35 protein-coding genes are annotated in these 26,220 nt (G+C 59.8%); 33 read left to right on the forward strand and 2 right to left on the reverse strand.

Annotated features, from left to right (window positions below):
* The first annotated feature begins 22 nt into the window (after window positions 1-22).
* Window positions 23-4,231 (forward strand): DNA-directed RNA polymerase subunit beta', encoded by a 4,209-nt coding sequence (rpoC, locus tag ACSQ3G_RS05865; RefSeq protein WP_046669641.1) that lies wholly within the window; start codon window positions 23-25, stop codon window positions 4,229-4,231.
* A 297-nt stretch (window positions 4,232-4,528) separates the two neighbouring features.
* On the opposite strand, the gene ACSQ3G_RS05870 is transcribed toward rpoC, so the two are convergent.
* Window positions 4,529-4,822 carry a transcriptional regulator gene (locus ACSQ3G_RS05870; protein ID WP_247138032.1) on the reverse strand — a complete coding sequence of 98 codons (294 nt, stop codon included), beginning with the start codon at window positions 4,820-4,822 and terminating at the stop codon, window positions 4,529-4,531.
* A 483-nt stretch (window positions 4,823-5,305) separates the two neighbouring features.
* Between ACSQ3G_RS05870 and rpsL the strand changes: the two genes are divergently transcribed.
* The 32 genes from rpsL (at window position 5,306) to ACSQ3G_RS06030 (ending at window position 25,447) form a co-directional block, all read left to right on the forward strand.
* Complete coding sequence (gene rpsL, locus ACSQ3G_RS05875; RefSeq protein WP_003547537.1) at window positions 5,306-5,677, forward strand: 30S ribosomal protein S12; 372 nt, start codon at window positions 5,306-5,308, stop codon at window positions 5,675-5,677.
* A 78-nt stretch (window positions 5,678-5,755) separates the two neighbouring features.
* On the forward strand, window positions 5,756-6,226 hold the full coding sequence (gene rpsG, locus ACSQ3G_RS05880; RefSeq protein WP_007755828.1) for a 30S ribosomal protein S7: 471 nt from the start codon (window positions 5,756-5,758) through the stop codon (window positions 6,224-6,226).
* A 33-nt stretch (window positions 6,227-6,259) separates the two neighbouring features.
* Complete coding sequence (fusA, locus tag ACSQ3G_RS05885) at window positions 6,260-8,359, forward strand: elongation factor G (RefSeq protein ID WP_105419445.1); 2,100 nt, start codon at window positions 6,260-6,262, stop codon at window positions 8,357-8,359.
* Between the two features lie 66 nt (window positions 8,360-8,425).
* A complete protein-coding gene (gene tuf / locus ACSQ3G_RS05890) occupies window positions 8,426-9,601 on the forward strand; it encodes an elongation factor Tu (RefSeq protein WP_105401075.1) in 1,176 nt (391 codons plus the stop codon).
* 263 nt (window positions 9,602-9,864) lie between these two features.
* A complete protein-coding gene (gene rpsJ, locus ACSQ3G_RS05895) occupies window positions 9,865-10,173 on the forward strand; it encodes a 30S ribosomal protein S10 (RefSeq protein WP_003547547.1) in 309 nt (102 codons plus the stop codon).
* A gap of 37 nt (window positions 10,174-10,210) precedes the next feature.
* Window positions 10,211-10,852, forward strand: coding sequence for a 50S ribosomal protein L3 (rplC, locus tag ACSQ3G_RS05900; RefSeq protein WP_037084734.1), 642 nt, complete (start codon window positions 10,211-10,213; stop codon window positions 10,850-10,852).
* 13 nt (window positions 10,853-10,865) lie between these two features.
* The gene (gene rplD, locus ACSQ3G_RS05905; protein ID WP_037084733.1) at window positions 10,866-11,486 is read left to right on the forward strand and encodes a 50S ribosomal protein L4; all 621 of its coding nucleotides are present in this window, start codon (window positions 10,866-10,868) and stop codon (window positions 11,484-11,486) included.
* Window positions 11,483-11,776: a 50S ribosomal protein L23 gene (locus ACSQ3G_RS05910; protein ID WP_037084732.1), complete on the forward strand. Its 294-nt coding sequence runs from the start codon at window positions 11,483-11,485 to the stop codon at window positions 11,774-11,776. Before rplD ends, ACSQ3G_RS05910 begins: the two co-directional genes overlap by 4 nt.
* 11 nt (window positions 11,777-11,787) lie before the next feature.
* Window positions 11,788-12,624 (forward strand): 50S ribosomal protein L2, encoded by an 837-nt coding sequence (gene rplB / locus ACSQ3G_RS05915; protein WP_046636975.1) that lies wholly within the window; start codon window positions 11,788-11,790, stop codon window positions 12,622-12,624.
* Window positions 12,625-12,639: 15 nt separating this feature from the next.
* A complete protein-coding gene (gene rpsS, locus ACSQ3G_RS05920; protein ID WP_007770151.1) occupies window positions 12,640-12,918 on the forward strand; it encodes a 30S ribosomal protein S19 in 279 nt (92 codons plus the stop codon).
* A 2-nt stretch (window positions 12,919-12,920) separates the two neighbouring features.
* Window positions 12,921-13,310 (forward strand): 50S ribosomal protein L22, encoded by a 390-nt coding sequence (gene rplV, locus ACSQ3G_RS05925; RefSeq protein ID WP_007770149.1) that lies wholly within the window; start codon window positions 12,921-12,923, stop codon window positions 13,308-13,310.
* Complete coding sequence (gene rpsC / locus ACSQ3G_RS05930; RefSeq protein WP_436109370.1) at window positions 13,310-14,050, forward strand: 30S ribosomal protein S3; 741 nt, start codon at window positions 13,310-13,312, stop codon at window positions 14,048-14,050. The genes rplV and rpsC overlap by 1 nt, the downstream gene beginning before the upstream one ends.
* Before the next feature lie 38 nt (window positions 14,051-14,088).
* Window positions 14,089-14,502, forward strand: a complete 414-nt coding sequence (gene rplP / locus ACSQ3G_RS05935) for a 50S ribosomal protein L16 (protein ID WP_007770145.1) — start codon at window positions 14,089-14,091, stop codon at window positions 14,500-14,502.
* Window positions 14,503-14,514: 12 nt separating this feature from the next.
* Window positions 14,515-14,715: a 50S ribosomal protein L29 gene (gene rpmC / locus ACSQ3G_RS05940; RefSeq protein ID WP_007770142.1), complete on the forward strand. Its 201-nt coding sequence runs from the start codon at window positions 14,515-14,517 to the stop codon at window positions 14,713-14,715.
* Window positions 14,716-14,726: 11 nt separating this feature from the next.
* On the forward strand, window positions 14,727-14,963 hold the full coding sequence (gene rpsQ / locus ACSQ3G_RS05945; RefSeq protein WP_038585841.1) for a 30S ribosomal protein S17: 237 nt from the start codon (window positions 14,727-14,729) through the stop codon (window positions 14,961-14,963).
* 235 nt (window positions 14,964-15,198) lie between these two features.
* Window positions 15,199-15,567: a 50S ribosomal protein L14 gene (gene rplN / locus ACSQ3G_RS05950; protein WP_007770138.1), complete on the forward strand. Its 369-nt coding sequence runs from the start codon at window positions 15,199-15,201 to the stop codon at window positions 15,565-15,567.
* Between the two features lie 12 nt (window positions 15,568-15,579).
* The gene (gene rplX / locus ACSQ3G_RS05955) at window positions 15,580-15,888 is read left to right on the forward strand and encodes a 50S ribosomal protein L24 (protein WP_038585844.1); all 309 of its coding nucleotides are present in this window, start codon (window positions 15,580-15,582) and stop codon (window positions 15,886-15,888) included.
* The gene (rplE, locus tag ACSQ3G_RS05960) at window positions 15,881-16,438 is read left to right on the forward strand and encodes a 50S ribosomal protein L5 (protein WP_046605440.1); all 558 of its coding nucleotides are present in this window, start codon (window positions 15,881-15,883) and stop codon (window positions 16,436-16,438) included. Before rplX ends, rplE begins: the two co-directional genes overlap by 8 nt.
* Window positions 16,439-16,471: 33 nt before the next feature.
* A complete protein-coding gene (rpsN, locus tag ACSQ3G_RS05965) occupies window positions 16,472-16,777 on the forward strand; it encodes a 30S ribosomal protein S14 (protein WP_007770129.1) in 306 nt (101 codons plus the stop codon).
* A 12-nt stretch (window positions 16,778-16,789) separates the two neighbouring features.
* Window positions 16,790-17,188 carry a 30S ribosomal protein S8 gene (gene rpsH, locus ACSQ3G_RS05970; protein ID WP_038542158.1) on the forward strand — a complete coding sequence of 133 codons (399 nt, stop codon included), beginning with the start codon at window positions 16,790-16,792 and terminating at the stop codon, window positions 17,186-17,188.
* Between the two features lie 43 nt (window positions 17,189-17,231).
* Window positions 17,232-17,765 (forward strand): 50S ribosomal protein L6, encoded by a 534-nt coding sequence (gene rplF / locus ACSQ3G_RS05975; RefSeq protein WP_038585850.1) that lies wholly within the window; start codon window positions 17,232-17,234, stop codon window positions 17,763-17,765.
* A 12-nt stretch (window positions 17,766-17,777) separates the two neighbouring features.
* Window positions 17,778-18,140, forward strand: coding sequence for a 50S ribosomal protein L18 (gene rplR / locus ACSQ3G_RS05980; protein WP_037084721.1), 363 nt, complete (start codon window positions 17,778-17,780; stop codon window positions 18,138-18,140).
* A 150-nt stretch (window positions 18,141-18,290) separates the two neighbouring features.
* A complete protein-coding gene (gene rpsE, locus ACSQ3G_RS05985) occupies window positions 18,291-18,860 on the forward strand; it encodes a 30S ribosomal protein S5 (protein ID WP_038542164.1) in 570 nt (189 codons plus the stop codon).
* 11 nt (window positions 18,861-18,871) lie between these two features.
* On the forward strand, window positions 18,872-19,084 hold the full coding sequence (gene rpmD / locus ACSQ3G_RS05990) for a 50S ribosomal protein L30 (protein ID WP_037084714.1): 213 nt from the start codon (window positions 18,872-18,874) through the stop codon (window positions 19,082-19,084).
* 16 nt (window positions 19,085-19,100) lie between these two features.
* Window positions 19,101-19,580, forward strand: a complete 480-nt coding sequence (gene rplO / locus ACSQ3G_RS05995) for a 50S ribosomal protein L15 (protein WP_046605439.1) — start codon at window positions 19,101-19,103, stop codon at window positions 19,578-19,580.
* 239 nt (window positions 19,581-19,819) lie between these two features.
* Window positions 19,820-21,160 (forward strand): preprotein translocase subunit SecY, encoded by a 1,341-nt coding sequence (gene secY, locus ACSQ3G_RS06000; protein ID WP_046605438.1) that lies wholly within the window; start codon window positions 19,820-19,822, stop codon window positions 21,158-21,160.
* Complete coding sequence (locus ACSQ3G_RS06005) at window positions 21,157-21,807, forward strand: adenylate kinase (protein ID WP_436109371.1); 651 nt, start codon at window positions 21,157-21,159, stop codon at window positions 21,805-21,807. The genes secY and ACSQ3G_RS06005 overlap by 4 nt, the downstream gene beginning before the upstream one ends.
* Window positions 21,808-22,046: 239 nt before the next feature.
* Window positions 22,047-22,415, forward strand: coding sequence for a 30S ribosomal protein S13 (gene rpsM / locus ACSQ3G_RS06010; protein WP_024164297.1), 369 nt, complete (start codon window positions 22,047-22,049; stop codon window positions 22,413-22,415).
* A 121-nt stretch (window positions 22,416-22,536) separates the two neighbouring features.
* Window positions 22,537-22,926 (forward strand): 30S ribosomal protein S11, encoded by a 390-nt coding sequence (gene rpsK, locus ACSQ3G_RS06015; protein ID WP_007766864.1) that lies wholly within the window; start codon window positions 22,537-22,539, stop codon window positions 22,924-22,926.
* A 196-nt stretch (window positions 22,927-23,122) separates the two neighbouring features.
* Window positions 23,123-24,133, forward strand: coding sequence for a DNA-directed RNA polymerase subunit alpha (locus ACSQ3G_RS06020; RefSeq protein WP_007766867.1), 1,011 nt, complete (start codon window positions 23,123-23,125; stop codon window positions 24,131-24,133).
* A 135-nt stretch (window positions 24,134-24,268) separates the two neighbouring features.
* A complete protein-coding gene (gene rplQ, locus ACSQ3G_RS06025) occupies window positions 24,269-24,694 on the forward strand; it encodes a 50S ribosomal protein L17 (RefSeq protein ID WP_007766870.1) in 426 nt (141 codons plus the stop codon).
* Window positions 24,695-24,865: 171 nt separating this feature from the next.
* Complete coding sequence (locus tag ACSQ3G_RS06030; protein WP_436109372.1) at window positions 24,866-25,447, forward strand: DoxX family protein; 582 nt, start codon at window positions 24,866-24,868, stop codon at window positions 25,445-25,447.
* 106 nt (window positions 25,448-25,553) lie between these two features.
* Here the strand turns inward: ACSQ3G_RS06030 and msrQ are convergent, their stop codons facing one another.
* Entirely contained in the window at window positions 25,554-26,219 is a 666-nt protein-coding gene (msrQ, locus tag ACSQ3G_RS06035) for a protein-methionine-sulfoxide reductase heme-binding subunit MsrQ (RefSeq protein ID WP_436109373.1), read from the reverse strand.
* Between the last annotated feature and the right edge of the window lies 1 nt (window position 26,220).

A 26,220-nucleotide genomic window follows, 5' to 3' on the forward strand; every position in this document is an offset into this window, starting at 1 on the left:
TCCGCCCCTAAAGGAGATAGGCATGAACCAAGAGGTCATGAATCTTTTCAATCCGCAGGTGCCTGCACAGCACTTCGACTCGATCCGTATCTCGATCGCGTCTCCGGAGAAGATTCTCTCCTGGTCCTACGGCGAGATCAAAAAGCCGGAGACCATCAACTACCGTACCTTCAAGCCTGAACGCGACGGCCTTTTCTGCGCCCGCATCTTCGGGCCGATCAAGGACTATGAGTGCCTGTGCGGCAAGTACAAGCGCATGAAGTACAAGGGCATCATCTGCGAAAAGTGCGGCGTCGAAGTCACGCTGTCGCGCGTTCGCCGTGAGCGCATGGGCCATATCGAGCTCGCTGCTCCCGTCGCCCATATCTGGTTCCTGAAGTCGCTTCCGTCGCGTATCTCGACCCTTCTCGACATGACGCTGAAGGATGTCGAGCGCGTTCTCTATTTCGAGAACTACATCGTCACCGAGCCGGGTCTCACCTCGCTCAAGGAAAACCAGCTTCTTTCCGAAGAAGAATACATGATCGCCGTCGACGAGTTCGGCGAAGATCAGTTCACGGCGATGATCGGCGCCGAGGCCATCTACGAGATGCTGGCCTCGATGAATCTCGAAAAGATCGCCGGCGACCTGCGTTCGGAACTTGCCGACACCACGTCGGATCTGAAGCAGAAGAAGCTGATGAAGCGCCTGAAGATCGTCGAGAACTTCATGGAGTCGGGCAACCGTCCGGAATGGATGATCATGAAGGTCGTCCCGGTCATCCCGCCGGACCTGCGCCCGTTGGTTCCGCTCGATGGCGGCCGCTTTGCGACCTCGGACCTGAACGACCTCTATCGTCGCGTCATCAACCGTAACAACCGTCTGAAGCGCCTGATCGAACTGCGCGCTCCGGGCATCATCATCCGCAACGAAAAGCGCATGCTGCAGGAATCTGTGGACGCGCTGTTCGACAACGGCCGTCGTGGCCGCGTCATCACCGGCGCCAACAAGCGTCCGCTGAAGTCGCTGTCCGACATGCTGAAGGGCAAGCAGGGCCGCTTCCGCCAGAACCTTCTCGGCAAGCGCGTCGACTATTCCGGCCGTTCGGTCATCGTGACCGGTCCGGAACTGAAGCTGCACCAGTGCGGCCTGCCGAAGAAGATGGCGCTCGAACTGTTCAAGCCGTTCATCTACGCCCGCCTCGACGCCAAGGGTTACTCCTCGACCGTCAAGCAGGCCAAGAAGCTGGTTGAAAAGGAAAAGCCGGAAGTCTGGGATATCCTCGACGAGGTCATCCGCGAGCATCCGGTTCTCCTGAACCGTGCGCCGACGCTGCACCGCCTGGGCATCCAGGCCTTCGAACCGATCCTGGTCGAAGGCAAGGCCATCCAGCTGCATCCGCTCGTCTGCACGGCCTTCAACGCCGACTTCGACGGCGACCAGATGGCCGTTCACGTGCCGCTGTCGCTCGAAGCCCAGCTCGAAGCTCGCGTGCTGATGATGTCGACGAACAACATCCTGCATCCGGCAAACGGCGCACCGATCATCGTTCCGTCGCAGGACATGGTTCTCGGTCTCTACTATCTGGCGATCATGAACCAGAACGAGCCGGGCGAAGGCATGGCCTTCTCCGACATGGGCGAACTGCACCACGCTCTGGAAAACAAGATCGTCACCCTGCATGCCAAGATCCGCGGCCGCTTCAAGACCGTGGACGCCGAAGGCAAGCCGGTTTCCAAGATCTATGAGACGACCCCCGGCCGCATGATCATCGGCGAACTTCTGCCGAAGAACGTCAACGTGCCGTTCGAGACCTGCAACCAGGAAATGACCAAGAAGAACATCTCCAAGATGATCGACACGGTCTACCGTCACTGCGGTCAGAAGGACACGGTGATCTTCTGCGACCGCATCATGCAGCTCGGCTTCACCCATGCGTGCAAGGCCGGCATTTCGTTCGGCAAGGACGACATGATCATTCCTGAAACCAAGGCCAAGATCGTTGGCGACACCGAAACCCTGGTGAAGGAATACGAGCAGCAGTACAACGACGGCCTGATCACTCAGGGCGAGAAGTACAACAAGGTCGTCGATGCCTGGGGCAAGGCCACCGAAAAGGTTGCAGAAGACATGATGGCCCGCATTAAGGCCGTCGAGTTCGATCCTGAAACCGGCCGCCAGAAGCAGATGAACGCCATCTACATGATGTCCCACTCGGGTGCCCGTGGTTCTCCGAACCAGATGCGCCAGCTGGGCGGCATGCGTGGCCTGATGGCCAAGCCGTCGGGTGAGATCATCGAAACGCCGATCATCTCGAACTTCAAGGAAGGCCTGACCGTTAACGAGTACTTCAACTCGACCCACGGTGCCCGTAAGGGTCTCGCAGACACCGCCTTGAAGACCGCGAACTCCGGTTACCTGACCCGTCGTCTCGTCGACGTCGCTCAGGACTGCATCGTCAACCTGGTCGATTGCGGCACCGAAAGCGGCCTCACCATGACGGCGATCGTTGACGCCGGCCAGGTCGTGGCTTCCATCGGCGCTCGTGTCCTTGGCCGTACCGCACTCGACGATATCGATCACCCGGTCACGGGTGCCCGCATCGTCGATGCCGGCAAGATGATCCTCGAGCCGGATGTCATCGAGATCGAAAAGGCTGGTATCCAGTCGATCCGCATCCGTTCGGCACTGACCTGCGAAGTTCAGACGGGCGTCTGCTCGGTCTGCTACGGCCGAGATCTGGCCCGTGGTACTCCGGTCAACATGGGCGAAGCCGTCGGCGTCATCGCGGCTCAGTCGATCGGCGAGCCGGGAACCCAGCTCACCATGCGTACCTTCCACTTGGGCGGTACGGCAAACGTGGTCGACCAGTCGTTCCTGGAAGCATCGTACGAAGGCACGATCCAGATCAAGAACCGCAACATGCTGCGGAACTCCGAAGGCGTTCTCGTCGCGATGGGCCGCAACATGGCGGTCACCATCCTTGACGAGCGCGGCGTCGAGCGTTCCTCGCAGCGCGTCGCTTACGGTTCGAAGCTGTTCGTGGATGATGGCGACAAGGTTCGTCGCGGTCAGCGTCTGGCAGAGTGGGATCCCTACACACGCCCGATGATGACGGAAGTGGAAGGTACGGTTTACTTCGAAGACGTGGTCGACTCGATCTCGGTTTCGGAATCCACCGACGAATCCACCGGCATCACCAAGCGTCAGGTTATCGACTGGCGTTCGACGCCGCGTGGCATCGACCTCAAGCCGGCGATCGTCATCAAGGACGCTTCGGGCACCATCCTGAAGCTTGCCCGCGGTGGCGAAGCCCGCTTCAACCTGTCGGTCGACGCCATCCTGTCGGTCGAGCCGGGCAGCAAGGTATCGCAGGGCGACGTTCTCGCCCGCGTGCCGCTGGAAAGCGCCAAGACCAAGGACATCACCGGTGGTCTGCCGCGCGTCGCCGAGCTCTTCGAAGCCCGTCGTCCGAAGGATCACGCCATCATCGCTGAGATCGATGGTACGATCCGCCTCGGCCGCGACTACAAGAACAAGCGTCGCGTCATGATCGAGCCGGCGGAAGACGGTGTCGAACCGGTCGAATACCTGATCCCGAAGGGCAAGCCCTTCCATCTTCAGGAAGGCGACTACATCGAAAAGGGCGACTACATCCTCGACGGCAATCCTGCGCCGCACGACATCCTGGCGATCAAGGGCGTGGAAGCACTCGCTTCCTACCTCGTCAACGAAATCCAGGAAGTCTACCGCCTGCAGGGCGTTGTCATCAACGACAAGCACATCGAGGTGATTGTCCGTCAGATGCTGCAGAAGGTCGAGATCACCGATGCCGGCGACAGCCAGTATATCGTCGGTGACAATGTCGACCGGATTGAACTGGACGAAGCCAACGAGCGTCTTGCTGAAGAAGGCAAGAAGCCCGCTTACGGCGAACCGGTTCTGCTCGGCATCACCAAGGCGTCGCTGCAGACCCCGTCCTTCATCTCGGCCGCTTCCTTCCAGGAAACGACCAAGGTGCTGACGGAAGCTGCGATCGCCGGCAAGACCGACACGCTGCAGGGCCTCAAGGAAAACGTCATCGTCGGCCGTCTCATCCCGGCCGGTACGGGCGGCACCATGACCCAGATCCGCCGCATCGCCACCTCGCGCGACGAGCTGATCCTCGAAGAACGCAAGAAGGGTTCGGGCGCATCGTCCGCCACCCCAATGCTTCAGAACCTGAACACCGAGAACACGCCTGCGGAGTGATCCGCCGGCACGTCGGTCAGAACGAAAAAACCGCCCGGAGCGATCCGGGCGGTTTTTCCGTTTCAGGCGGCGAGAGATGAGCGGACATTAAAAAAGCCGCCGAAACTGTTCGGCGGCTCGTGCATGGTTTGGTGAAGTGCTCAAAGACCGGGCAGGTAGCGACTGCTCCGCCGGCGAATACGGCCGGCCTCGATACTGGTGAGGTGGGAAGGGACAGGCCGGGAGCGGAAGGACAGGCATTCCTGCTGCCGCCAGCGTGAGGAGGCGAGGGCAGTCAGATCTCTTCCAAGATCGAGACTACTCGAACCGGATGATCGCCACTTCGCCTTCGAGCGCGCCCTGGTAGGCCGATGCATGCGGCTCTTCGGTGGGTTCGTCGGTCAGGACGCCGATCTGGTCGAGGTCGGCCTCGATGAAGCCTTCTTCCGAGAGGGCGTTGAGCGCTTCGCGCACGGCGGAATCGTCGTCCGGCGCGCGCAGCATGATATGCAGCTCGATGCCCTCGGCGCCCTTCTTTTCGTAGCCCTTGCCGATGATGATGAAGACCATCGGCCCGTCGAGGTTGTTGTCATTGTCGGGTGTGGCGATCATGGTCATCTCCGCAAGCGAATCCCTAGTATCGTCCGAAGACGAGGCGGAACGGAAGGTTCCCGCACTCTTTAGTGTGATCGGCGATGATTCCCAAACATTATCCGCGAGGGCATGTCATATTTCACCAAACTTGTCTCGAAACCCTCCGTTTGCCCCCGAAACCAAGGGTTTGGGGCAATAATTTAGGATTTGGTCTTGACGGGTAGGGGGGAAAACAGTAAACGCCCCGCATCGGAAGCGATGTGAGGCTTGCCCGTTCGGAACGACTCGTTCCGGAGTACGCCTCAGACACGGTTCCATACGCACGTTGAAGACACGAATGCTGCACGCACGACGCATGAGGAATGCGTCCTCTGCTTTTTGTGGTCCATCCGAAAAGCGGATCGGGCCACGTTTTGCGCATGAGGAAATGTGTGTGCCGCCGCCGGAAACGGCATCAGATCGGCCCGAAAGGGTACTGAGAAAAACGTAAGGGATGGTTGAATGCCTACCGTAAACCAGCTGATCCGCAAGCCTCGCCAGGCGAACGTAAAGCGTAACAAGGTTCCTGCTCTGCAGGAAAACCCCCAGAAGCGCGGCGTTTGCACCCGCGTTTACACGACGACCCCGAAGAAGCCGAACTCGGCTCTGCGTAAGGTTGCCAAGATTCGCCTGACCAACGGCTTCGAAGTCATCGGCTATATCCCGGGTGAAGGCCACAACCTGCAGGAACACTCCGTCGTGATGATCCGCGGCGGCCGCGTCAAGGACTTGCCGGGCGTTCGCTACCACATCATCCGCGGCGTTCTCGACACCCAGGGCGTCAAGAACCGCAAGCAGCGCCGTTCCAAGTACGGTGCGAAGCGTCCGAAGTAATTCGGCATTCTGATTATCCGGCGCTGCGCGAGGTTCTCCGCGTGGTAAAGCGCCCGCAACAAGTGAGAGACGAGAAGTATGTCCCGACGCCATAGTGCAGAGAAGCGTGAGATCAACCCGGACCCGAAGTTCGGCGATCTGGTCGTCACGAAGTTCATGAATGCGATCATGCTCCACGGCAAGAAGTCCGTGGCTGAAAACATCGTTTACGGCGCGTTCGACGTCGTGCAGGGCAAGGCCAAGGCCGACCCGCTGGGTATCTTCCATTCGGCGCTCGACAATGTCGCGCCGCATGTCGAAGTTCGTTCGCGCCGCGTTGGTGGTGCGACCTACCAGGTTCCGGTCGACGTTCGTCCCGAGCGCCGTCAGGCTCTCGCGATCCGTTGGGTGATCGCTGCTGCCCGCAAGCGCAACGAAACGACGATGGTCGATCGCCTTTCCGGTGAACTTATGGATGCTGCAAACAACCGTGGCAGCGCCGTCAAGAAGCGTGAAGACACGCACAAGATGGCCGACGCCAACCGCGCATTCTCGCATTACCGTTGGTAATCTTCACTCGATCGAATTTCGAAAGGCAGTCCTATGGCTCGCGAATATAAAATCGAAGACTACCGCAATTTCGGTATCATGGCGCATATCGACGCCGGCAAGACCACGACCACCGAGCGTATTCTTTATTACACCGGCAAGTCGCACAAGATCGGCGAAGTTCACGACGGCGCAGCCACGATGGACTGGATGGAGCAGGAGCAGGAGCGTGGCATCACGATCACTTCCGCTGCGACCACGACCTTCTGGAAGGGCCGCGACGGCAAGATGCGCCGCTTCAACATCATCGACACCCCCGGCCACGTCGACTTCACCATCGAAGTCGAACGTTCGCTGCGCGTGCTCGACGGTGCAGTTGCTCTCCTCGACGCCAATGCCGGCGTTGAGCCGCAGACGGAAACCGTCTGGCGCCAGGCCGACAAGTACAACGTTCCGCGCCTGATCTTCTGCAACAAGATGGACAAGACCGGCGCCGATTTCTATCGCTCGGTCGAGATGATCAAGACGCGCCTCGGCGCGACTGCGGTTGTCTGCCAGTTGCCGATCGGTGCCGAAACCGAGTTCAAGGGCATCGTCGATCTGATCGAGATGAACGCTCTCGTATGGCGTGACGAATCGCTCGGCGCTATGTGGGACGTCGTCGAAATCCCGGAAGACCTGAAGGCTCGTGCCGAAGAATTCCGCGAAAAGATGATCGAAACGGTTGTCGACATCGACGAAGAAGCCATGGAAAACTATCTGAACGGCGTCATGCCGGACAACGATAAGATCCGTGCGCTCATCCGTCGCGGCACCATCGACGTCAAGTTCTTCCCGATGTTCTGCGGCTCTGCCTTCAAGAACAAGGGCGTTCAGCCGCTCCTCGACGCCGTTGTCGAATTCCTGCCGTCCCCGGCAGACATTCCGGCGATCAAGGGCATCGACGTCAAGACCGAAGCCGAAATCGACCGTCATCCCGATGACACCGAGCCGCTTTCCATGCTGGCGTTCAAGATCATGAACGACCCCTTCGTTGGTTCGCTGACCTTCTGCCGTATCTATTCGGGCAAGCTCGAAAAGGGTTCTGCGCTGCTGAACACGGTCAAGGAAAAGCGCGAACGCGTCGGCCGCATGCTGCAGATGCACTCGAACTCCCGTGAAGACATCGAAGAAGCCTTCGCTGGCGACATCGTCGCTCTCGCAGGCCTCAAGGAAACCACCACGGGCGACACGCTCTGCGATCCGCTGAAGCCGGTCATCCTCGAGCGCATGGAATTCCCCGAGCCGGTCATCCAGATCGCCATCGAGCCGAAGTCCAAGGGCGACCAGGAAAAGATGGGCCTCGCGCTCAACCGCCTGGCTGCTGAAGACCCGTCCTTCCGCGTCAAGACCGACGAGGAATCCGGCCAGACGATCATCGCCGGCATGGGTGAACTTCACCTCGACATTCTCGTCGACCGCATGCGTCGCGAGTTCAAGGTCGAAGCCACCGTCGGTGCTCCGCAGGTTGCTTACCGCGAAACCATCACGCGCAAGCACGAAGAAGACTACACGCACAAGAAGCAGTCCGGTGGTACCGGTCAGTTCGCGCGCGTCAAGATCGTCTTCGAACCGAACCCGGACGGCGACGATTTCAAGTTCGAGTCCAAGATCGTCGGTGGTTCTGTTCCGAAGGAATATATCCCGGGCGTCCAGAAGGGCATCGAAAGCGTTCTGTCTTCCGGCCCGCTGGCTGGCTTCCCGATGCTGGGCGTTAAGGCGACCCTCATCGACGGCGCCTTCCACGACGTCGACTCGTCGGTTCTGGCATTCGAAATCGCCTCCCGCGCCTGCTTCCGTGAAGCAGCCAAGAAGGCCGGTGCCCAGCTCCTCGAGCCGATGATGAAGGTCGAAGTCGTCACTCCGGAAGATTACGTCGGTGACGTCATCGGCGACCTGAACTCCCGTCGCGGCCAGATCCAGGGCCAGGAATCGCGCGGCATCGCCGTTGTGATCAACGCCCACGTGCCGCTCGCGAACATGTTCAAGTACGTCGACAACCTGCGCTCCATGTCCCAGGGCCGCGCGCAGTACTCGATGACCTTCGATCACTACGCACCGGTTCCGACCAACGTCGCAAACGAAATCCAGGCTAAGTACTCCGGTCAGAAGTGACCGGGGTAACCCGCCCAATCAATTAGAGAATAACCCCTGACGGGGATAAGAACGGAGAAGCCGGAAATGGCAAAGAGCAAGTTTGAGCGCAACAAGCCGCACGTCAACATTGGCACGATCGGTCACGTTGACCATGGCAAGACGTCGCTGACGGCCGCGATCACGAAGTACTTCGGCGAGTACAAGGCCTATGACCAGATCGACGCGGCTCCTGAAGAAAAGGCACGCGGCATCACCATTTCGACGGCGCACGTCGAATATGAGACGCCGGCCCGCCATTATGCCCACGTCGACTGCCCCGGCCACGCCGACTACGTCAAGAACATGATCACCGGTGCAGCGCAGATGGACGGCGCGATCCTGGTTTGCTCGGCAGCCGACGGCCCGATGCCGCAGACCCGCGAGCACATCCTGCTTGCCCGTCAGGTCGGCGTTCCGGCGATCGTCGTGTTCCTGAACAAGGTCGACCAGGTCGACGACGCCGAGCTTCTCGAGCTCGTCGAGCTGGAAGTGCGCGAACTTCTGTCGTCCTACGACTTCCCGGGCGACGACATTCCGATTGTCAAGGGTTCGGCGCTGGCCGCTCTGGAAGATTCGGACAAGAAGATCGGCGAAGATTCGATCCGCGAGCTGATGGCCGCCGTCGACGCCTACATCCCGACGCCTGAGCGTCCGATCAACATGCCGTTCCTGATGCCGATCGAAGACGTGTTCTCGATCTCGGGTCGTGGCACGGTGGTGACCGGCCGCGTCGAGCGCGGCATCGTCAAGGTCGGCGAAGAAGTCGAGATCGTCGGCATCCGCCCGACCTCGAAGACGACGGTGACCGGCGTTGAAATGTTCCGCAAGCTGCTCGACCAGGGCCAGGCCGGCGACAACATCGGCGCTCTGGTTCGCGGCGTGAACCGTGACGGCGTCGAGCGTGGCCAGATTCTCTGCAAGCCGGGTTCGGTCAAGCCGCACAAGAAGTTCATGGCCGAAGCCTACATCCTGACGAAGGAAGAGGGCGGCCGTCATACGCCGTTCTTCACCAACTACCGTCCGCAGTTCTACTTCCGCACGACGGACGTGACGGGCATCGTATCGCTGCCGGAAGGCACGGAAATGGTCATGCCGGGCGACAACGTCACCGTTGAAGTCGAGCTGATCGTTCCGATCGCGATGGAAGAAAAGCTGCGCTTCGCGATCCGCGAAGGCGGCCGCACCGTCGGCGCCGGCATCGTCGCCTCGATCATCGAGTAAGTTTTAACGCAAGCGGCCCTGGCCGCTTGCGTATGACACAAAAATGTAGCAAATGGCGCGCGAGCGTGATTTGCCGTCTGCTTCGGGTTCGAGGCGGGCAATGAACAGACAAGGTGGGCCAAAGGCCCGAAGACTGGAAAGGGACGCCGTATTTCGGTGTCCCCTTCGATCTTTGAAACCGGTGGTCCGCCTTAAGGTTAAGAGAACAACCCGTGCCCTATTGGGTTGGCACGTGGATAAACAGACAACAAGGATAACGTCGAATGAACGGCCAAAATATCCGCATTCGCCTGAAGGCGTTCGATCACCGCATTCTCGACGCGTCGACGCGCGAGATCGTGTCGACGGCGAAGCGCACCGGCGCAAGCGTCCGGGGCCCCGTTCCGCTTCCGACCCGCATCGAGAAGTTTACGGTTAACAGGTCCCCCCACATCGACAAGAAGAGCCGCGAGCAGTTCGAGATGCGCACGCATAAGCGCCTTCTCGATATCGTTGACCCGACACCGCAGACGGTGGACGCGCTGATGAAGCTCGACCTCGCCGCTGGTGTCGATGTTGAGATCAAGCTCTGAGACTTCTGTCTCGGGCTGAGTGAGAAGGATTGAACCGATGCGTTCAGGTGTAATTGCACAGAAGGTGGGAATGACGCGCGTCTACAACGACGCAGGCGAGCATGTCCCTGTAACCGTATTGCGGTTGGAAAACTGCCAGGTCGTGGCTCAGCGCACCGTAGACAAGAATGGCTACACTGCCGTTCAGCTGGGTGCCGGCACTGCCAAGGTAAAGAACACGACCAAGGCGCTACGCGGCCATTTCGCCGTTGCCGAAGTCGAGCCGAAGGCGAAGCTCGTCGAGTTTCGCGTTTCCGAAGACAATCTGATCGACGTCGGCACCGAGCTGACGGCAGGTCACTTCACGGCGGGTCAGCTGGTGGACGTCACCGGTACCTCGATCGGTAAGGGTTTCGCCGGCGCCATGAAGCGCCATAACTTCGGTGGTCTCCGCGCCACGCACGGTGTGTCCGTTTCGCACCGTTCGCATGGTTCGACTGGTAACAACCAGGATCCGGGCAAGGTCTGGAAGGGCAAGCGCATGGCTGGTCACATGGGCCAGACGCGTATCACCACCCAGAACCTCGAAGTCGTTTCCACCGACGAGAACCGTGGCCTGATCCTCGTCAAGGGTGCCGTTCCCGGCTCCAAGGGCGCTTGGATCGTCGTTCGCGATGCCGTCAAGTCGGCCGCGAAGTAAGGGAGCCAAGCACATGGAATTTAACGTCAAGACCCTCGAGGGAAAAGACGCCGGCAAGGTAGCCCTGTCGGACGAGATTTTCGGCCTCGATCCCCGCGAAGACATTCTGGCCCGTATGGTTCGTTGGCAGCTCGCCAAGAAGCAGCAGGGCACGCACAAGACCAAGGGTCGTGCTGAAGTCTCCCGCACCGGCGCCAAGATGTACAAGCAGAAGGGTACGGGCCGCGCTCGTCACCATTCGGCTCGCGCTCCGCAGTTCCGCGGCGGCGGCAAGGCTCACGGCCCGGTCGTTCGCAGCCACGAGCATGACCTTCCGAAGAAGGTTCGTGCGCTGGCTCTCCGTCACGCCCTCTCTGCAAAGATGAAGGCTGAAGACATCATCATCGTCGACAACCTGGTTGCCGCCGAAGCAAAGACCAAGGCGCTTGCCGGTTCGTTCGCTTCGCTCGGCCTCACCAACGTGTTGTTCATCGGCGGCGTTGAGCTCGACAGCAACTTCAAGCTCGCAGCCCAGAACATCCCGAACGTCGATGTTCTGCCGGTTCAGGGCATCAATGTTTACGACATCCTGCGTCGCGGCAAGCTGGTGCTTTCCAAGGCCGCGGTGGAAGCTCTAGAGGAGCGTTTCAAGTGACCGACATCCGCCACTATGATGTGATCGTATCTCCCTCGATCACCGAAAAGTCGACCATGGCATCTGAACAGAACCAGGTCGTCTTCAACGTTGCCAAGACTGCTTCCAAGCCGGAAATCAAGGCTGCCGTAGAGGCGCTTTTCGGTGTGAAGGTCACGGCCGTCAACACGCTTGTCCGTAAGGGCAAGGTGAAGCGGTTCCGCGGCTTCATCGGCAAGCAGAAGGACGTCAAGAAGGCTGTCGTCACCCTGGCCGAAGGTCAGACGATCGACGTCTCCACCGGTCTCTGAGGTATAAGATAATGGCATTGAAAAGCTACAACCCGACGACCCCGAGCCAGCGTCAGCTGGTCATCGTCGACCGGTCCGGCCTCTGGAAGGGTAAGCCCGTCAAGAAGCTCACCGAGGGTCTATCCAAGAGCGGCGGTCGCAACAACTACGGCCGCATCACCGCCCGCTTTATCGGCGGCGGTCACAAGCGTACCTATCGCCTGGTCGACTTCAAGCGTCGCAAGTTCGACGTCGAAGGCACGGTCGAGCGTCTGGAATACGACCCGAACCGTACGGCCTTCATCGCTCTCGTCACCTATACCGACGGTGAGCAGGCCTACATCCTGGCTCCGCAGCGTCTTGCTGCCGGCGACAAGGTGATCGCGTCCGAAAAGGCCGTCGACGTAAAGCCCGGCAACACCATGCCGCTGCAGTACATCCCGGTCGGCTCGATCGTTCACAACGTCGAAATGAAGCCGGGCAAGGGCGGCCAGATGGCTCGCTCCGCAGGCACCTACGTTCAGCTCGTCGGCCGCGATGCCGGCATGGCGATCCTGCGCCTGAACTCCGGCGAACAGCGCCTCGTACCGGGCTCCTGCCTGGCTTCGATCGGTGCTGTATCTAACCCGGATCACGGCAACATCAACGACGGCAAGGCCGGTCGTACCGTCTGGCGCGGCAAGCGTCCGCATAACCGCGGCGTCGTCATGAACCCGGTCGACCATCCGCACGGCGGTGGTGAAGGCCGCACCTCGGGTGGCCGTCATCCGGTCAGCCCCTGGGGCAAGCCGACCAAGGGCAAGCGCACACGTTCGAACAAGTCCACGGACAAGTTCATCATGCGTTCGCGCCACCAGCGCAAGAAGTAAGAGAGGAAGTCACTAATGGCTCGTTCAGTATGGAAAGGTCCGTTTGTTGACGGCTATCTTCTCAAGAAGGCTGAGAAGGTGCGCGAAGGCGGACGGAGTGAAGTAATCAAGATGTGGACCCGTCGGTCCACGATCCTGCCGCAGTTCGTTGGTTTGACGTTTGGCGTCTACAACGGCAGCAAGCACATTCCGGTCAGCGTCAACGAAGACATGGTCGGACACAAGTTCGGTGAATTCGCTCCCACCCGTACCTATTACGGTCACGGCGCGGACAAGAAGGCGAAGAGGAAGTAATCATGGCGAAGGCTAAGACCGAACGCCGGCTGAAGGATAACGAGGCGCAGGCAGTTGCGCGTACGCTCCGCGTCAGCCCCCAGAAGCTGAACCTCGTTGCCGCCATGATCCGCGGCAAGAAGGTGGAACGCGCGCTTGCAGAACTCGAATTCTCGCGCAAGCGCATCGCCGGCACCGTGAAGAAGACCCTCGAGTCTGCAATCGCCAATGCCGAAAACAACCATGACCTCGACGTCGACGCGTTGATCGTTTCGGAAGCCTATGTAGGTAAGTCGATCGTGATGAAGCGCTTCCACGCTCGTGGCCGCGGCCGCGCATCGCGGATCGAGAAGCCTTTCTCGCATCTGACGATCGTCGTTCGCGAAGTCGAGGAAAAAGGGGAGGCTGCATAATGGGCCAGAAAATTAATCCGATCGGTTTCCGCCTCGGCATTAACCGCACCTGGGACAGCCGTTGGTTCGCCGACAACGCGGAATACGGTCAGCTCCTCCATGAGGACCTGAAGATCCGCGCCTACCTGATGGCGGAACTGAAGCAGGCCGGTATCGCCAAGGTGGTCATCGAGCGTCCGCACAAGAAGTGCCGCGTCACGATCCACTCGGCTCGCCCGGGCCTGATCATCGGCAAGAAGGGCGCTGACATCGAGAAGCTTCGCAAGAAGATCGCGACGATGACCAATTCGGAAACGCATCTCAACATCGTTGAAGTGCGCAAGCCGGAAATCGACTCGACGCTCGTCGCTCAGTCGATCGCCCAGCAGCTCGAGCGTCGCGTGGCCTTCCGCCGTGCGATGAAGCGTGCCGTTCAGTCGGCCATGCGTCTCGGTGCCGAAGGCATCAAGATCACCTGCGCCGGCCGTCTCGGCGGTGCTGAAATCGCCCGTACCGAATGGTATCGCGAAGGTCGCGTTCCGCTTCATACGCTGCGTGCAGACATCGACTACGGTACGGCGGAAGCCGAAACCGCATTCGGCATCTGCGGTATCAAGGTCTGGATCTTCAAGGGCGAAATCCTTGAGCACGATCCGATGGCTTCTGAACGTCGCGCCATGGAAGGCGATGCCCAGGGTCCCGCAAGCCGCGAACGCGGCGATCGTGGTGACCGTGGCGATCGCCGCCGCGAAAACGCTTGATCAACGCTGGCGAAAGATAAGCTCGGAGAAGTAAGAAAATGTTGCAGCCAAAGCGTACCAAGTACCGCAAGCAGTTCAAGGGTCGCATCAAGGGTGTGGCCAAGGGCGGCTTCGACCTGGCCTTCGGTGAATTTGGTCTGAAGTCCCAGGAACCCAACCGCGTCAACGCCCGCGAGATCGAAGCGGCCCGCCGCGCGATCACCCGCGCGATGAAGCGCGCCGGCCGTGTCTGGATCCGCGTGTTCCCGGACGTTCCGGTCACCGCAAAGCCGACCGAAGTCCGCATGGGTAAGGGTAAGGGCGGCGTCGAATACTGGGCCTGCAAGGTCAAGCCCGGTCGCATGATGTTCGAGATCGACGGTGTTTCCGAGGAGCTCGCCCGCGAGGCGCTTCGTCTCGGTGCTGCCAAGCTCTCGGTCAAGACGCGCTTCGTACAGCGCATCGCAGAGTAAGGAGCAAGGCACATGAAAGCCGAAGACGTTCGCGGCCTCACGGCCGATCAGCTCAAGGACAAGCTCGCCGACCTGAAGAAGGAGCAGTTCAACCTGCGCTTCCAGAAGGCAACCGGCCAGCTCGAGAAGTCCTCGCGCATCACCGAAGTCCGCAAGGACATCGCCCGCGTGAAAACCATTGCCCGCCAGAAGGCGGCAGAAGCCAAGGCCTAAGGAAAAATAATATGCCGAAACGCATTCTGCAGGGCGTCGTAGTTTCCGACAAGAACGAGAAGACCGTTGTTGTCCGGGTCGAGCGCCGCTTCGCGCATCCGCTGCTTCAGAAGACGGTCCGCCGTTCCAAGAAGTACAAGGCGCATGACGAGAATAACCAGTACAAGGTAGGTGACGTCGTTTCCATCGAGGAATGCGCGCCGATCTCCAAGGACAAAACCTGGACGGTCATTTCCGCCCAGGCTTAATTTGCTTCGGATCCGCGTCTGGGCCTTGCGCCCGGCGCAGAATCCTGTAAGAAGCACCCCACTGGCGCAGGACGCTCGGAAACGAGCGTTCTTTTGCTTTGAGCGCAGGGAAGGTCCTTTTAAGGAAACCACCTTGGCAAGACCCCACCCGCGCACAACGAGATTCTGTCCATAAGCCGAAACGGGGCGTTTTTAACGCCCGGTCGTTTCGGTCATTAGAAAAAGGCGACCTGACATGATTCAGATGCAAACAAACCTCGACGTGGCGGATAATTCCGGCGCACGTCGTGTCATGTGCATCAAGGTGCTGGGCGGCTCCAAGCGCAAGTACGCTTCCATCGGCGACATCATTGTCGTTTCGATCAAGGAAGCCATCCCGCGCGGCCGCGTCAAGAAGGGTGACGTGATGAAGGCGGTTGTTGTGCGTACCGCCAAGGACATCCGTCGTCCGGACGGCAGCGTCATCCGCTTCGACAACAACGCAGCGGTCCTCATCGACAACAAGAAAGAGCCGATCGGCACCCGTATCTTCGGACCGGTTCCGCGCGAACTTCGCGCCAAGAACCATATGAAGATCATCTCGCTGGCTCCGGAAGTACTGTAAGGAGCTCATGCGATGAACAAGATCAAGAAGGGCGACAGCGTCGTCGTACTCGCCGGCAAGGACAAGGGCCGCTCCGGCGAAGTCCTCCAGGTTATGCCGAAGGAAGACCGCGCCGTCGTGCGTGGCATCAACATGGTGAAGCGCCACCAGCGTCAGTCTCAGACGCAGGAAGCCGGCATCATCAACAAGGAAGCGTCCATTCACCTGTCGAACATCGCGATCGTCGCGAAAGACGGCAAGCCGACCCGCGTTGGCTTCTCCGTCGTCGACGGCAAGAAGGTGCGTGTAGCCAAGCGTACGGGAGATGTGATCGATGGCTGAGGCAAAGTATGAGCCGCGGCTCAAGGTGGAATACAATTCCCGTATCCGCGCCGCGCTGAAGGAACAGTTCTCCTTCGCAAACGACATGATGATCCCCAAGCTGGACAAGATCGTCATCAACATGGGCGTCGGCGAAGCGACGGCTGACTCGAAGAAGCCTTCCGTGGCTGCCGCCGACTTGGCCGCCATTGCCGGCCAGAAGCCGATCATCACCAAGGCACGGAATTCCATCGCGGGCTTCAAGGTTCGCGAATTCATGCCGATCGGTGCAAAGGTCACGCTTCGCGGCGCCCGCATGTACGAATTCATGGACCGTCTGATCAACATCGCGCTTCCGCGCGTTCGCGACTTTCGTGGCTTGAACCCGAAAAGCTTTGACGGCCGTGGCAACTTCGCCATGGGCATCAAGGAGCACATTGTGTTCCCAGAGATCAACTACGACAAGGTTGATCAGATGTGGGGCATGGACATCATCGTTTGCACGACGGCTACCAAGGACGACGAAGCACGGGCTCTCTTGAAAGAGTTCAACTTCCCGTTCCGCCAGTAACCGTAACGACGAGCGTTTAGAAGGAACTCCCATATGGCGAAAACCAGCGCAGTTGAAAAGAACAAGCGCCGCCGCAAGACAGTTGCCAACCAGGCCGCCAAGCGTGCGACCCTGAAGGCAACCATCATGAACCAGGAACTTTCGATCGAAGAACGGTTCAAGGCAACCCTGAAGCTCGCTTCTCTGCCGCGCGATGGCTCGAAGACGCGTATCCGCAACCGTTGCGAAGTCACCGGTCGCCCGCGCGCTTTCTATCGCAAGCTCAGGATGTCGCGTATTGCGCTTCGTGAGCTCGGCAATCTCGGCAAGGTGCCGGGCATCGTCAAGTCGAGCTGGTAAGGAGATCGTTAGATGACCATGACTGATCCCTTGGGCGATATGCTCACCCGCATCCGCAACGGCGCAGCCCGCCGCAAGTCGACCGTTTCCACGCCTGCTTCCAAGCTGCGTGCCCGCGTCCTCGACGTTCTGCAGGCTGAAGGCTATATCCGCGGTTATTCGGAAATCGACTTCGGTAACGGCAAGGCCGAGATCGAAATCGAACTCAAGTACTACGAAGGCGCGTCGGTGATCCGTGAGATCGGCCGCGTGTCCAAGCCGGGCCGCCGGGTCTATGTCTCGGTAAAGTCCATTCCGCAGGTCGCGAACGGCCTCGGCATCACCATCCTTTCGACTCCGAAGGGCGTGATGGCCGATCACCAGGCTCGCGAACAGAACGTTGGTGGTGAGGTTCTCTGCTCTGTCTTCTAAGACAGGGTAGGGGAACTCCATAGCGAACAGACAGGATTGAAACATGTCTCGTATCGGTAAAAAGCCCGTTCAGGTTCCTGCAGGGATCACGGCCACTGTTGATGGCCAGAAAGTGACTGCCAAGGGCCCGAAGGGTGAGCTTTTCTTCGTCGCAAACGACGAAATCAAGCTGGAACTCGAAAACAACGCTGTCTCGGTGACCCCGGTCAACGACAGCAAGGATGCTCGTTCGAAGTGGGGCATGTCCCGCACGATGATCGAAAACATCTTCAAGGGTGTGAAGGACGGTTTTGAGCGCAAGCTTGAAATCAACGGCGTTGGTTACCGCGCATCTCTGCAGGGCAAGAACCTGCAGCTGGCTCTCGGTTTTTCCCACGACGTGGTCTATCAGACCCCGGAAGGCATCACCATTGCCGTGCCGAAGCCGACGGAAATCATCGTCACCGGCATTAATAAGCAGCAGGTCGGTCAGGTTGCCGCGGAGATCCGTGAATACCGCGGTCCAGAGCCTTACAAGGGCAAAGGCGTCAAGTACGCTGAGGAACGGATCGTCCGCAAGGAAGGCAAGAAGAAGTAAGGACGACGGATCATGGCAACCAGAAAAGAAGCACTCACCAAGCGTGCGAGCCGTGTTCGCCGCCAGATCAAGAAGGTCGCAAACGGCCGTCCGCGTCTGTCGGTTCATCGCTCGTCCAAGAACATCTATGTCCAGGTCATCGACGACGTGGCCGGCCGCACGCTTGCTGCCGCCTCCACGCTCGACGCTGGTCTGCGCGCATCGCTGAAGACCGGCGCTGACGTTGCGGCTGCCGCCGCTGTCGGCAAGCTGGTTGCGGAACGCGCCACCAAGGCCGGCGTGACGGAAGTCGTGTTCGATCGCGGCGCCTTCATCTATCACGGCCGTATCAAGGCCCTGGCCGAAGCTGCCCGCGAAGGCGGCCTGAGCTTCTAAGAACTTTCGCCCGCATCCCTGAATAGGGGAGGCGGGCGAAATGCGGTTCGCCGCACTCATAAGTCGTTCCATCCTAGTCCTTCGAGGGCAGGGGATGGTTGGCTCCCGGAAATTGCCCATTGCACCCGGAAAAGAAAAAGGAAAAGAACAATGGCACAAGAAAGAAGAGGCCAGCGCGAAGATCGCCAGAGTCGCGAAGAGCGCGATAGCGAATTCGTAGACAAGCTGGTCGCGATCAACCGCGTCGCCAAGGTCGTCAAGGGCGGCCGTCGTTTTGGTTTCGCAGCTCTCGTCGTCGTCGGCGACCAGAAGGGCCGCGTCGGCTTCGGCCATGGCAAGGCACGCGAAGTGCCGGAAGCCATCCGCAAGGCGACCGAAAGCGCAAAGCGCGATCTGATCTTCGTTCCCCTGCGTGATGGCCGTACGCTGCATCACGATGTCAACGGCCGTCACGGCGCCGGCAAGGTTCTGCTGCGCTCGGCCAAGGCTGGTACCGGCATCATCGCCGGCGGCCCGATGCGCGCCGTATTCGAAACGCTCGGCGTTCATGACGTCGTTGCCAAGTCGACCGGTTCGTCGAACCCTTACAACATGGTTCGCGCCACGTTCGACGCCCTGAAGCATCAGGTGCATCCGAAGGACGTAGCAGCTCAGCGCGGCATCAAGTATGCAACGCTGCAGACTCGCCGCGCCGCTTCCGGCAATGCGCAGGAAGAATAAGGAGAGCGATAATGGCCAAGAAAGCCACTCAGGCAGAAGCCAAGAAGACGGTTACGGTCGAGCAGACCGGTAGCCCCATCCGCCGCCCGGCCGTGCAGCGTCAGACGCTGATCGGTCTCGGCCTCAACAAGATGCACCGGACCCGTACGTTGGAAGATACTCCTTCCGTTCGTGGCATGATCCGGGCTGTCCAGCATCTCGTTCGCGTCGTCGACGAGAAGTGAGACGGAGGAAACGACCATGAAACTGAATGAGATCAAGGACAACGAAGGCTCTTCCAAGGACCGTATCCGCGTAGGTCGCGGTATCGGTTCGGGCAAGGGCAAGACCGGTGGTCGCGGCGTGAAGGGTCAGAAGGCCCGTTCCGGCGTCGCCATCAAGGGCTTCGAAGGCGGCCAGATGCCGATCTATCGTCGCCTGCCGAAGCGCGGCTTCACCAACATCTTCAAGACTGACTACGCCGTCGTTTCGCTCGGCCGTATCCAGACCGCGATTGATGCCAAGAAGCTCGACCCGAAGGCAACGATCGATGCTGCTGCCCTCAAGGCTGCCGGCGTCATCCGTCGCCCCAAGGACGGCGTTCGTCTCCTCGCCGACGGCGAGCTGACGGCGAAGGTTTCGATCGAAGTTGCCGGCGCCTCCAAGGCTGCCGTCGAGAAGATCGAAAAGGCCGGCGCTTCGATCAAGCTGCTCGTCGTAGCCGAAGCAGCGGCCGAATAAATCGTTTTGAAATCGCCCGGTTTGTGCTTCACACCGGGCGATTTTATCTCCATATGTGAGCCTCACGATCCCGAAGCGATCCTGTTGGTCGCCTGACCGGGATCATACGGAAAACAGGGTGAGGCATCCGATTGCATTGGCAATCTCGCGCGCCCGGTTTTTTGAACCAGAATTTTTAGACTGCTTTCCGGACCCGGCATTTCCCCCGCCGCCGGAGAATTGGTCAGGCGGAGAATTGCATGGCTTCTGCAGCGGAACAACTTGCCTCCAATCTGAATTTTGCGACTTTCGCAAAAGCGGAGGATCTCAAGAAGCGGCTTTGGTTTACCCTCGCGGCACTTCTCGTGTATCGCCTCGGTACCCATATTCCGCTTCCGGGCTTGAACCCCGAAGCCTATGCGCAGGCCTTCCGCGGCCAGGCCGGCGGCATCCTCGGACTTTTCAACATGTTTTCGGGCGGTGCAGTGGAGCGCATGGCGATCTTCGCGCTCGGCATCATGCCCTATATCTCCGCATCGATCATCGTGCAGCTGATGACCTCGGTCGTCCCTTCTCTTGAAAACCTCAAGAAGGAAGGCGAAGCCGGCCGCAAGATCATCAACCAGTACACCCGTTACGGCACGGTGCTGCTCGGTACGCTGCAGGCCTATGGCATTGCGGCCGGCCTCGAGAGCGGTCAGGGCCTGGTGCTGGATCCGGGCTGGTTCTTCAAGATTTCGACGGTCGTGACGCTGCTCGGCGGCACCATGTTCCTGATGTGGCTCGGTGAGCAGATCACCTCGCGCGGCATCGGCAACGGCATTTCGCTGATCATCTTTGCAGGTATCGCCGCAGGTCTTCCGACCGCGCTGGCCGGTACGTTGGAGCTTGGCCGTACCGGTGCGCTTCCGACTGCACTGATTCTCACCGTGATCGTGGTGGCTATCGGCGTCATCGCCCTCATCGTTTTCGTCGAGCGCGCCCAGCGCCGCCTTCTGATCCAGTATCCGAAGCGCCAGGTCGGCAACCGCATGTTCCAGGGCGATACGTCGCACCTGCCGCTGAAGCTCAACACTTCGGGCGTCATCCCGGCGATCTTCGCCTCGTCGCTGCTGCTTCTGCCGGCGACCGCTGCGGGCTTTGCCGGCAATGCCGGGCTGCCGGACTGGGCGACGATGATCATCTCGGCGCTCGGCCACGGCCAGCCGCTCTTCATGCTGCTCTACGGCCTGCTGATTGCCTTCTTCGCCTTCTTCTACACGGCGATCGTCTTCAATCCGAAGGACACCGCCGACAATCTGAAGAAGCATGGCGGCTTCATTCCGGGCATCCGTCCGGGCGAACGCACGGCCGAATACATCGATTACGTGCTGACCCGAATCACGGTCGTCGGCGCCATCTACCTTGTCTTCGTCTGCATCCTGCCGGAATTCCTCGTGGCCCGCAGCGGCGTGCCATTAGCCCTTGGTGGGACTTCGCTTTTGATTGTTGTCAGTGTAACCCTCGATACGGTAGCACAGATTCAAGGGCACCTCATTGCGCAGCAGTATGAGGGTCTGATCAAGAAGTCGAAACTGCGCGGAGGAAAGAGGGGACGATGAGACTGATTCTTTTAGGGCCGCCGGGCGCGGGTAAGGGGACCCAGGCCCAGCGGATCGTGGAGAAGCACGGTATCCCGCAGCTCTCCACGGGCGACATGCTGCGTGCAGCGGTCGCCGCCGAGACGGAAGTTGGCAAGCGCGCCAAGGCCGTCATGGATGCCGGCAATCTGGTCTCCGACGAGATCGTCAATGCGATCGTCTCCGAGCGTATCGACCAGCCCGATTGCGCCAACGGCTTCATCCTCGATGGTTTCCCCCGCACCCTGGTGCAGGCGGATGCGACCGAGGCGATGCTGAAGGCCAAGGCTCTCGATCTTTCCGTCGTCATCGAACTGCGTGTCGACGACAAGGAACTCGTGCGCCGCGTCTCCGGCCGCTATTCCTGCGCCCAGTGCGGCACGGTCTACCACGACACGGACAAGAAGCCGTCCCAGGAAGGCGTCTGCGACAAATGCGGTTCGACGCATTTCAAGCGTCGTCCCGACGACAATGCCGAGACCATGACCAAGCGTCTCGAGGTCTACTACAAGGAAACCTCGCCGCTGATCGGTTATTACCACGCCAAGGGCAAGCTCAAGGCTGTGGACGGCATGGCCGATATGGACCAAGTCACGGCCGATATCGAAAATATCCTGGCGGCTCTTTGAGCCGTCATCTATCTGTTAAAGAATCTTGGGCGGAGCGGTTGCATTTCAGCGCTGATTCCGTTAAACACCGCGCCAACTCGCGACAGCTTTAGCGATCGGCGCGGATTTCCCGCAAGGACATCCGAGACCGGTCGTTTTGACCTGTTCCGTATGGTGTTTGAACTGGCGGCCATAGATCTGGCTGCTTTCATGGAAGAAGTACCACTTGCCGGATGGCAACTGGAACAAGGAGAATAGGCGTGGCACGTATCGCTGGCGTCAACATCCCGACTGCGAAGCGCGTTGTCATCGCGCTGACCTACATTCACGGGATCGGCCCGAAATTCGCATCGGAAATCATGGAGAAGGTCGGTCTTCCGGCTGAAAAGCGCGTCCATCAGCTGACGGACTCGGAAATCCTCCAGATCCGCGAAACCATCGACCGCGACTACCAGGTCGAAGGTGACCTTCGTCGCGATACCGCGATGAACATCAAGCGTTTGATGGACCTCGGCTGCTACCGCGGCCTGCGTCATCGCCGTGGCCTCCCGGTCCGCGGTCAGCGCACGCACACCAATGCCCGCACCCGCAAGGGTCCGGCAAAGGCGATCGCCGGTAAGAAGAAGTAATTTTCAAGTGAGCGGTGATTAGTGAGCAGTGATTAGTCCTGCTCACTAACGACTAACGACTGCTTACTTGAGGTGGAGCCGCTGGAATTACGGCGGTGCAGAGATCAACGAAAGGGATAAAATGGCCAAGGAAGCCACCCGCGTCCGTAGACGCGAGCGTAAAAATATCACGTCGGGCGTTGCCCACGTCAATTCTACCTTCAACAACACGATGATCACCATCACCGACGCGCAGGGCAATGCGATTGCCTGGTCGTCCGCCGGTGCAAAGGGCTTCAAGGGTTCGCGCAAGTCGACCCCGTTCGCAGCCCAGATCGCTGCCGAAGACTGCGCCAAGAAGGCGCAGGAGCATGGCATGAAGTCGCTGGAAGTCGAAGTCTGCGGCCCGGGTTCCGGCCGTGAATCGGCTCTGCGCGCTCTGCAGGCTGCCGGCTTCATGATCACCTCCATCCGTGACGTGACCCCGATCCCGCACAACGGCTGCCGCCCGCGCAAGAAGCGCCGCGTCTGATCGTCGGAAATTGAGGGGGCTGCCGAATCTCGCATCGAGAATGGGCGGCCTCTGTCTGAACTCGGGAATAGCCGCCTGACCCTCTGCGGAGGTTCGGCGGCTTTACCCATATCGCCGATGGACATGGTTCCGATCGGTGCCCCTCATGCTCGGTTGCCACGATTGGATGGTGGCAACGAACGGAAGGTATTTAGTGATGATCCAGAAGAACTGGCAGGAACTGATCAAGCCGAACAAGGTGGAATTCTCCTCCTCCGGCCGTACCAAGGTAACCCTGGTTGCCGAACCCCTCGAGCGCGGCTTCGGCCTGACGCTCGGCAACGCGCTTCGTCGCGTGCTTCTGTCGTCTCTGCGCGGTGCGGCTGTAACCGCCGTGCAGATCGATGGCGTATTGCATGAGTTCTCCTCCATCCCGGGCGTCCGGGAAGATGTGACGGACATCGTGCTCAACATCAAGGAAATCGCCATCAAGATGGATGGCGACGACGCAAAGCGCATGGTCGTGCGCAAGCAGGGCCCGGGCTCGGTAACCGCCGGCGATATTCAGACGGTTGGCGATATCGAGATCCTCAACCCGCACCACGTCATCTGCACCCTCGACGAGGGCGCCGAGATCCGTATGGAATTCACGGTCAACAACGGCAAGGGTTACGTCCCTGCCGATCGTAACCGTGCCGAAGACGCTCCGATCGGCCTCATCCCGGTCGACAGCCTCTATTCGCCGGTCAAGAAAGTGTCCTACAAGGTGGAAAACACCCGCGAAGGCCAGGTTCTCGACTACGATAAGCTGACCATGACCATCGAAACCGATGGCTCGGTCACGGGTGAAGACGCCGTTGCCTTCGCCGCTCGCATCCTTCAGGACCAGCTCTCGGTCTTCGTCAACTTCGACGAGCCGCAGAAGGACGTCGAAGAGGAGTCGGTTACCGAACTCGCGTTCAACCCGGCGCTTCTCAAGAAGGTGGACGAACTGGAACTTTCGGTCCGTTCGGCCAACTGCCTGAAGAACGACAACATCGTTTACATCGGCGATCTCATCCAGAAGACCGAGGCGGAAATGCTGCGCACTCCGAATTTCGGTCGCAAGTCGCTGAACGAGATCAAGGAAGTTCTGGCATCCATGGGCCTCCATCTCGGTATGGAAGTTCCCGCCTGGCCGCCGGAAAACATCGAAGATCTCGCCAAGCGTTACGAAGACCAGTACTGAAATCAACAAAGGCAGGTTTTGACTGCCTTTCCCCGTCAAACAGCGGGCCTCTGATCGAAAGAGATGAGTGCCCGTATGTGCCAGGAAACGGCAGGCCCTAAGAAGAATGGGTACCTGCATTAAAGGAGAATAGCCATGCGCCACGGAGTAGCCGGCCGCAAGCTCAATCGTACCGCCAGCCACCGCAAGGCGATGTTCGCCAACATGGCGGCTTCGCTCATCACCCACGAGCAGATCGTCACGACCCTTCCGAAGGCGAAGGAAATCCGTCCGATCGTTGAAAAGCTCGTCACCCTCGGCAAGCGCGGCGACCTGCACGCTCGTCGTCAGGCGATCTCGCAGATCCAGGACCAGGACGCCGTCAAGAAGCTGTTCGACGCCATCGCTTCGCGTTACGCAACCCGCAACGGCGGTTACCTGCGTATCATGAAGGCTGGCTTCCGCCAGGGCGACAACGCTGCCATGGCCGTCATCGAGTTCGTTGAACGCGATGTCGACGCCAAGGGCGCAGCCGACAAGGCCCGCGTTGCCGCTGAAGCAGACGCTGCCGAAGCCGCATAATCCTGTCCGCATCGTCGGAATAAAAGGCCGGGTGGAAACGCCCGGCTTTTTCGCATTTTCGGCCAACTATGAGATCGCACCGATCGTTTGCGTGGCTTGACCTGCGTCAAGAGCTTGCGTGGCCAAAGCGATAGGGTCTCGGCATTGAGACAAGATCGTGAGGTACGGAAAATGGTTGAACATGTAGTTTTTGAGAACGCAAAAGACGAACTCGTCATTCCCGCTTTGGCCCCTGTCTATGAAAAGCTGGCGCAGCCTATGGCCTGGAGCATATTCCGGCTGGCGGTCGGCGGCATGCTGGTGATCGAGGGATGGCCGAAGATCATTGCGCCGCTGGCGCAGGTAGGCTTCGTCGAAAATATCGGCATGTATCCGGGCTGGTTCTGGTCGCCCTTCCTGGCCGCCCTGCAATTCTTCGGCGGCATGTTCATCGCTGCTGGCCTCTTCACCCGCCCCATGGCGCTCGCCAATGGCGTGATGCTGGCCATGACCCTCTGGTTCCACGTCACCCACCCTTATGGCGACGCCTTCCTGACCCCGGCCGGCATCGAGGCGCTGAAGGCCGGCGGCCAACAGCTGTTCACGCCGCAGGCATTGGTGCGGTTGAAGGATGGCGGTCACATCTTTTTAGAGCAGGTTCAGGGCAAGGCAGAACTGGCATCGCTGTTCTGGACCGGAGGCGCCTTCCTCTACGCCGCCTTCGGAGGAGGCTATCTGTCGCTCGACCGGCTGCTGTTCCGCAAGCATTTCTGAGCGGGCCTGAAGGACCGCTGAACATGAAAGAGCCGGATCAATGGATCCGGCTCCTTTCGTTAGGGGCACCCGTGCAGACCGCTTCACCCGATCCGCCGGCCTCGTGTCAACCGTTCTGCCTTGCCCTCTGCGCAGCCACGGGTTTTGCCGGTTTGTTATTGGCCCTTTTCCAGTTCATGAATGGCCGCCTGACGGCCCGGTAGGCGAGGAGGAGAGCAATCAAGCCGATGTGGATGAACGGCACCAGCGTCACCGATTTGACAGCCAGCACGTAATGAAGCGCCCCGCCGGCGGCGATGATGTAGATCAGCCTGTGCAGCCTGTTCCAGCCTTGCGCGAGCTTGCGGATCGACCAGTTGTTGGAAGTGACGGCAAGCGGGATCAGCATCAGCAGACAGGCAAACCCGATAGTGATATAGGGCCGCTTGGCGATATCGCCGCCCACAGCGCCGAAATCGAAGCGCAGGTCGAGCGACAGATAGACCGAGAAATGCATCAGCACGTAATAAAAGGCTATCAGCCCCAGCGCCCGGCGATAACGTATCCAGTTGATGCCGGCGAGATCGCGCAGCGGCGTGATCGCGAGCGTCGCGATGATGAACCGCAGCGCCCAGATGCCGAGCTGATGTTCGAATTCCTTGACCGGATTGAAGCCGAGGCCACCGGTCAGCCCGAGGTAAAAGTACCAGGCAGCCGGAACGAGCCCGATCACGTAGAGCGCCCAGACGCTGGCCTTGTGATAGCGGCGGGGCAGGGAGGGGAGGCTCGCCATT

The sequence above is a fragment of the Neorhizobium tomejilense genome (assembly GCF_964254135.1).
GTDB lineage: Bacteria > Pseudomonadota > Alphaproteobacteria > Rhizobiales > Rhizobiaceae > Neorhizobium > Neorhizobium tomejilense.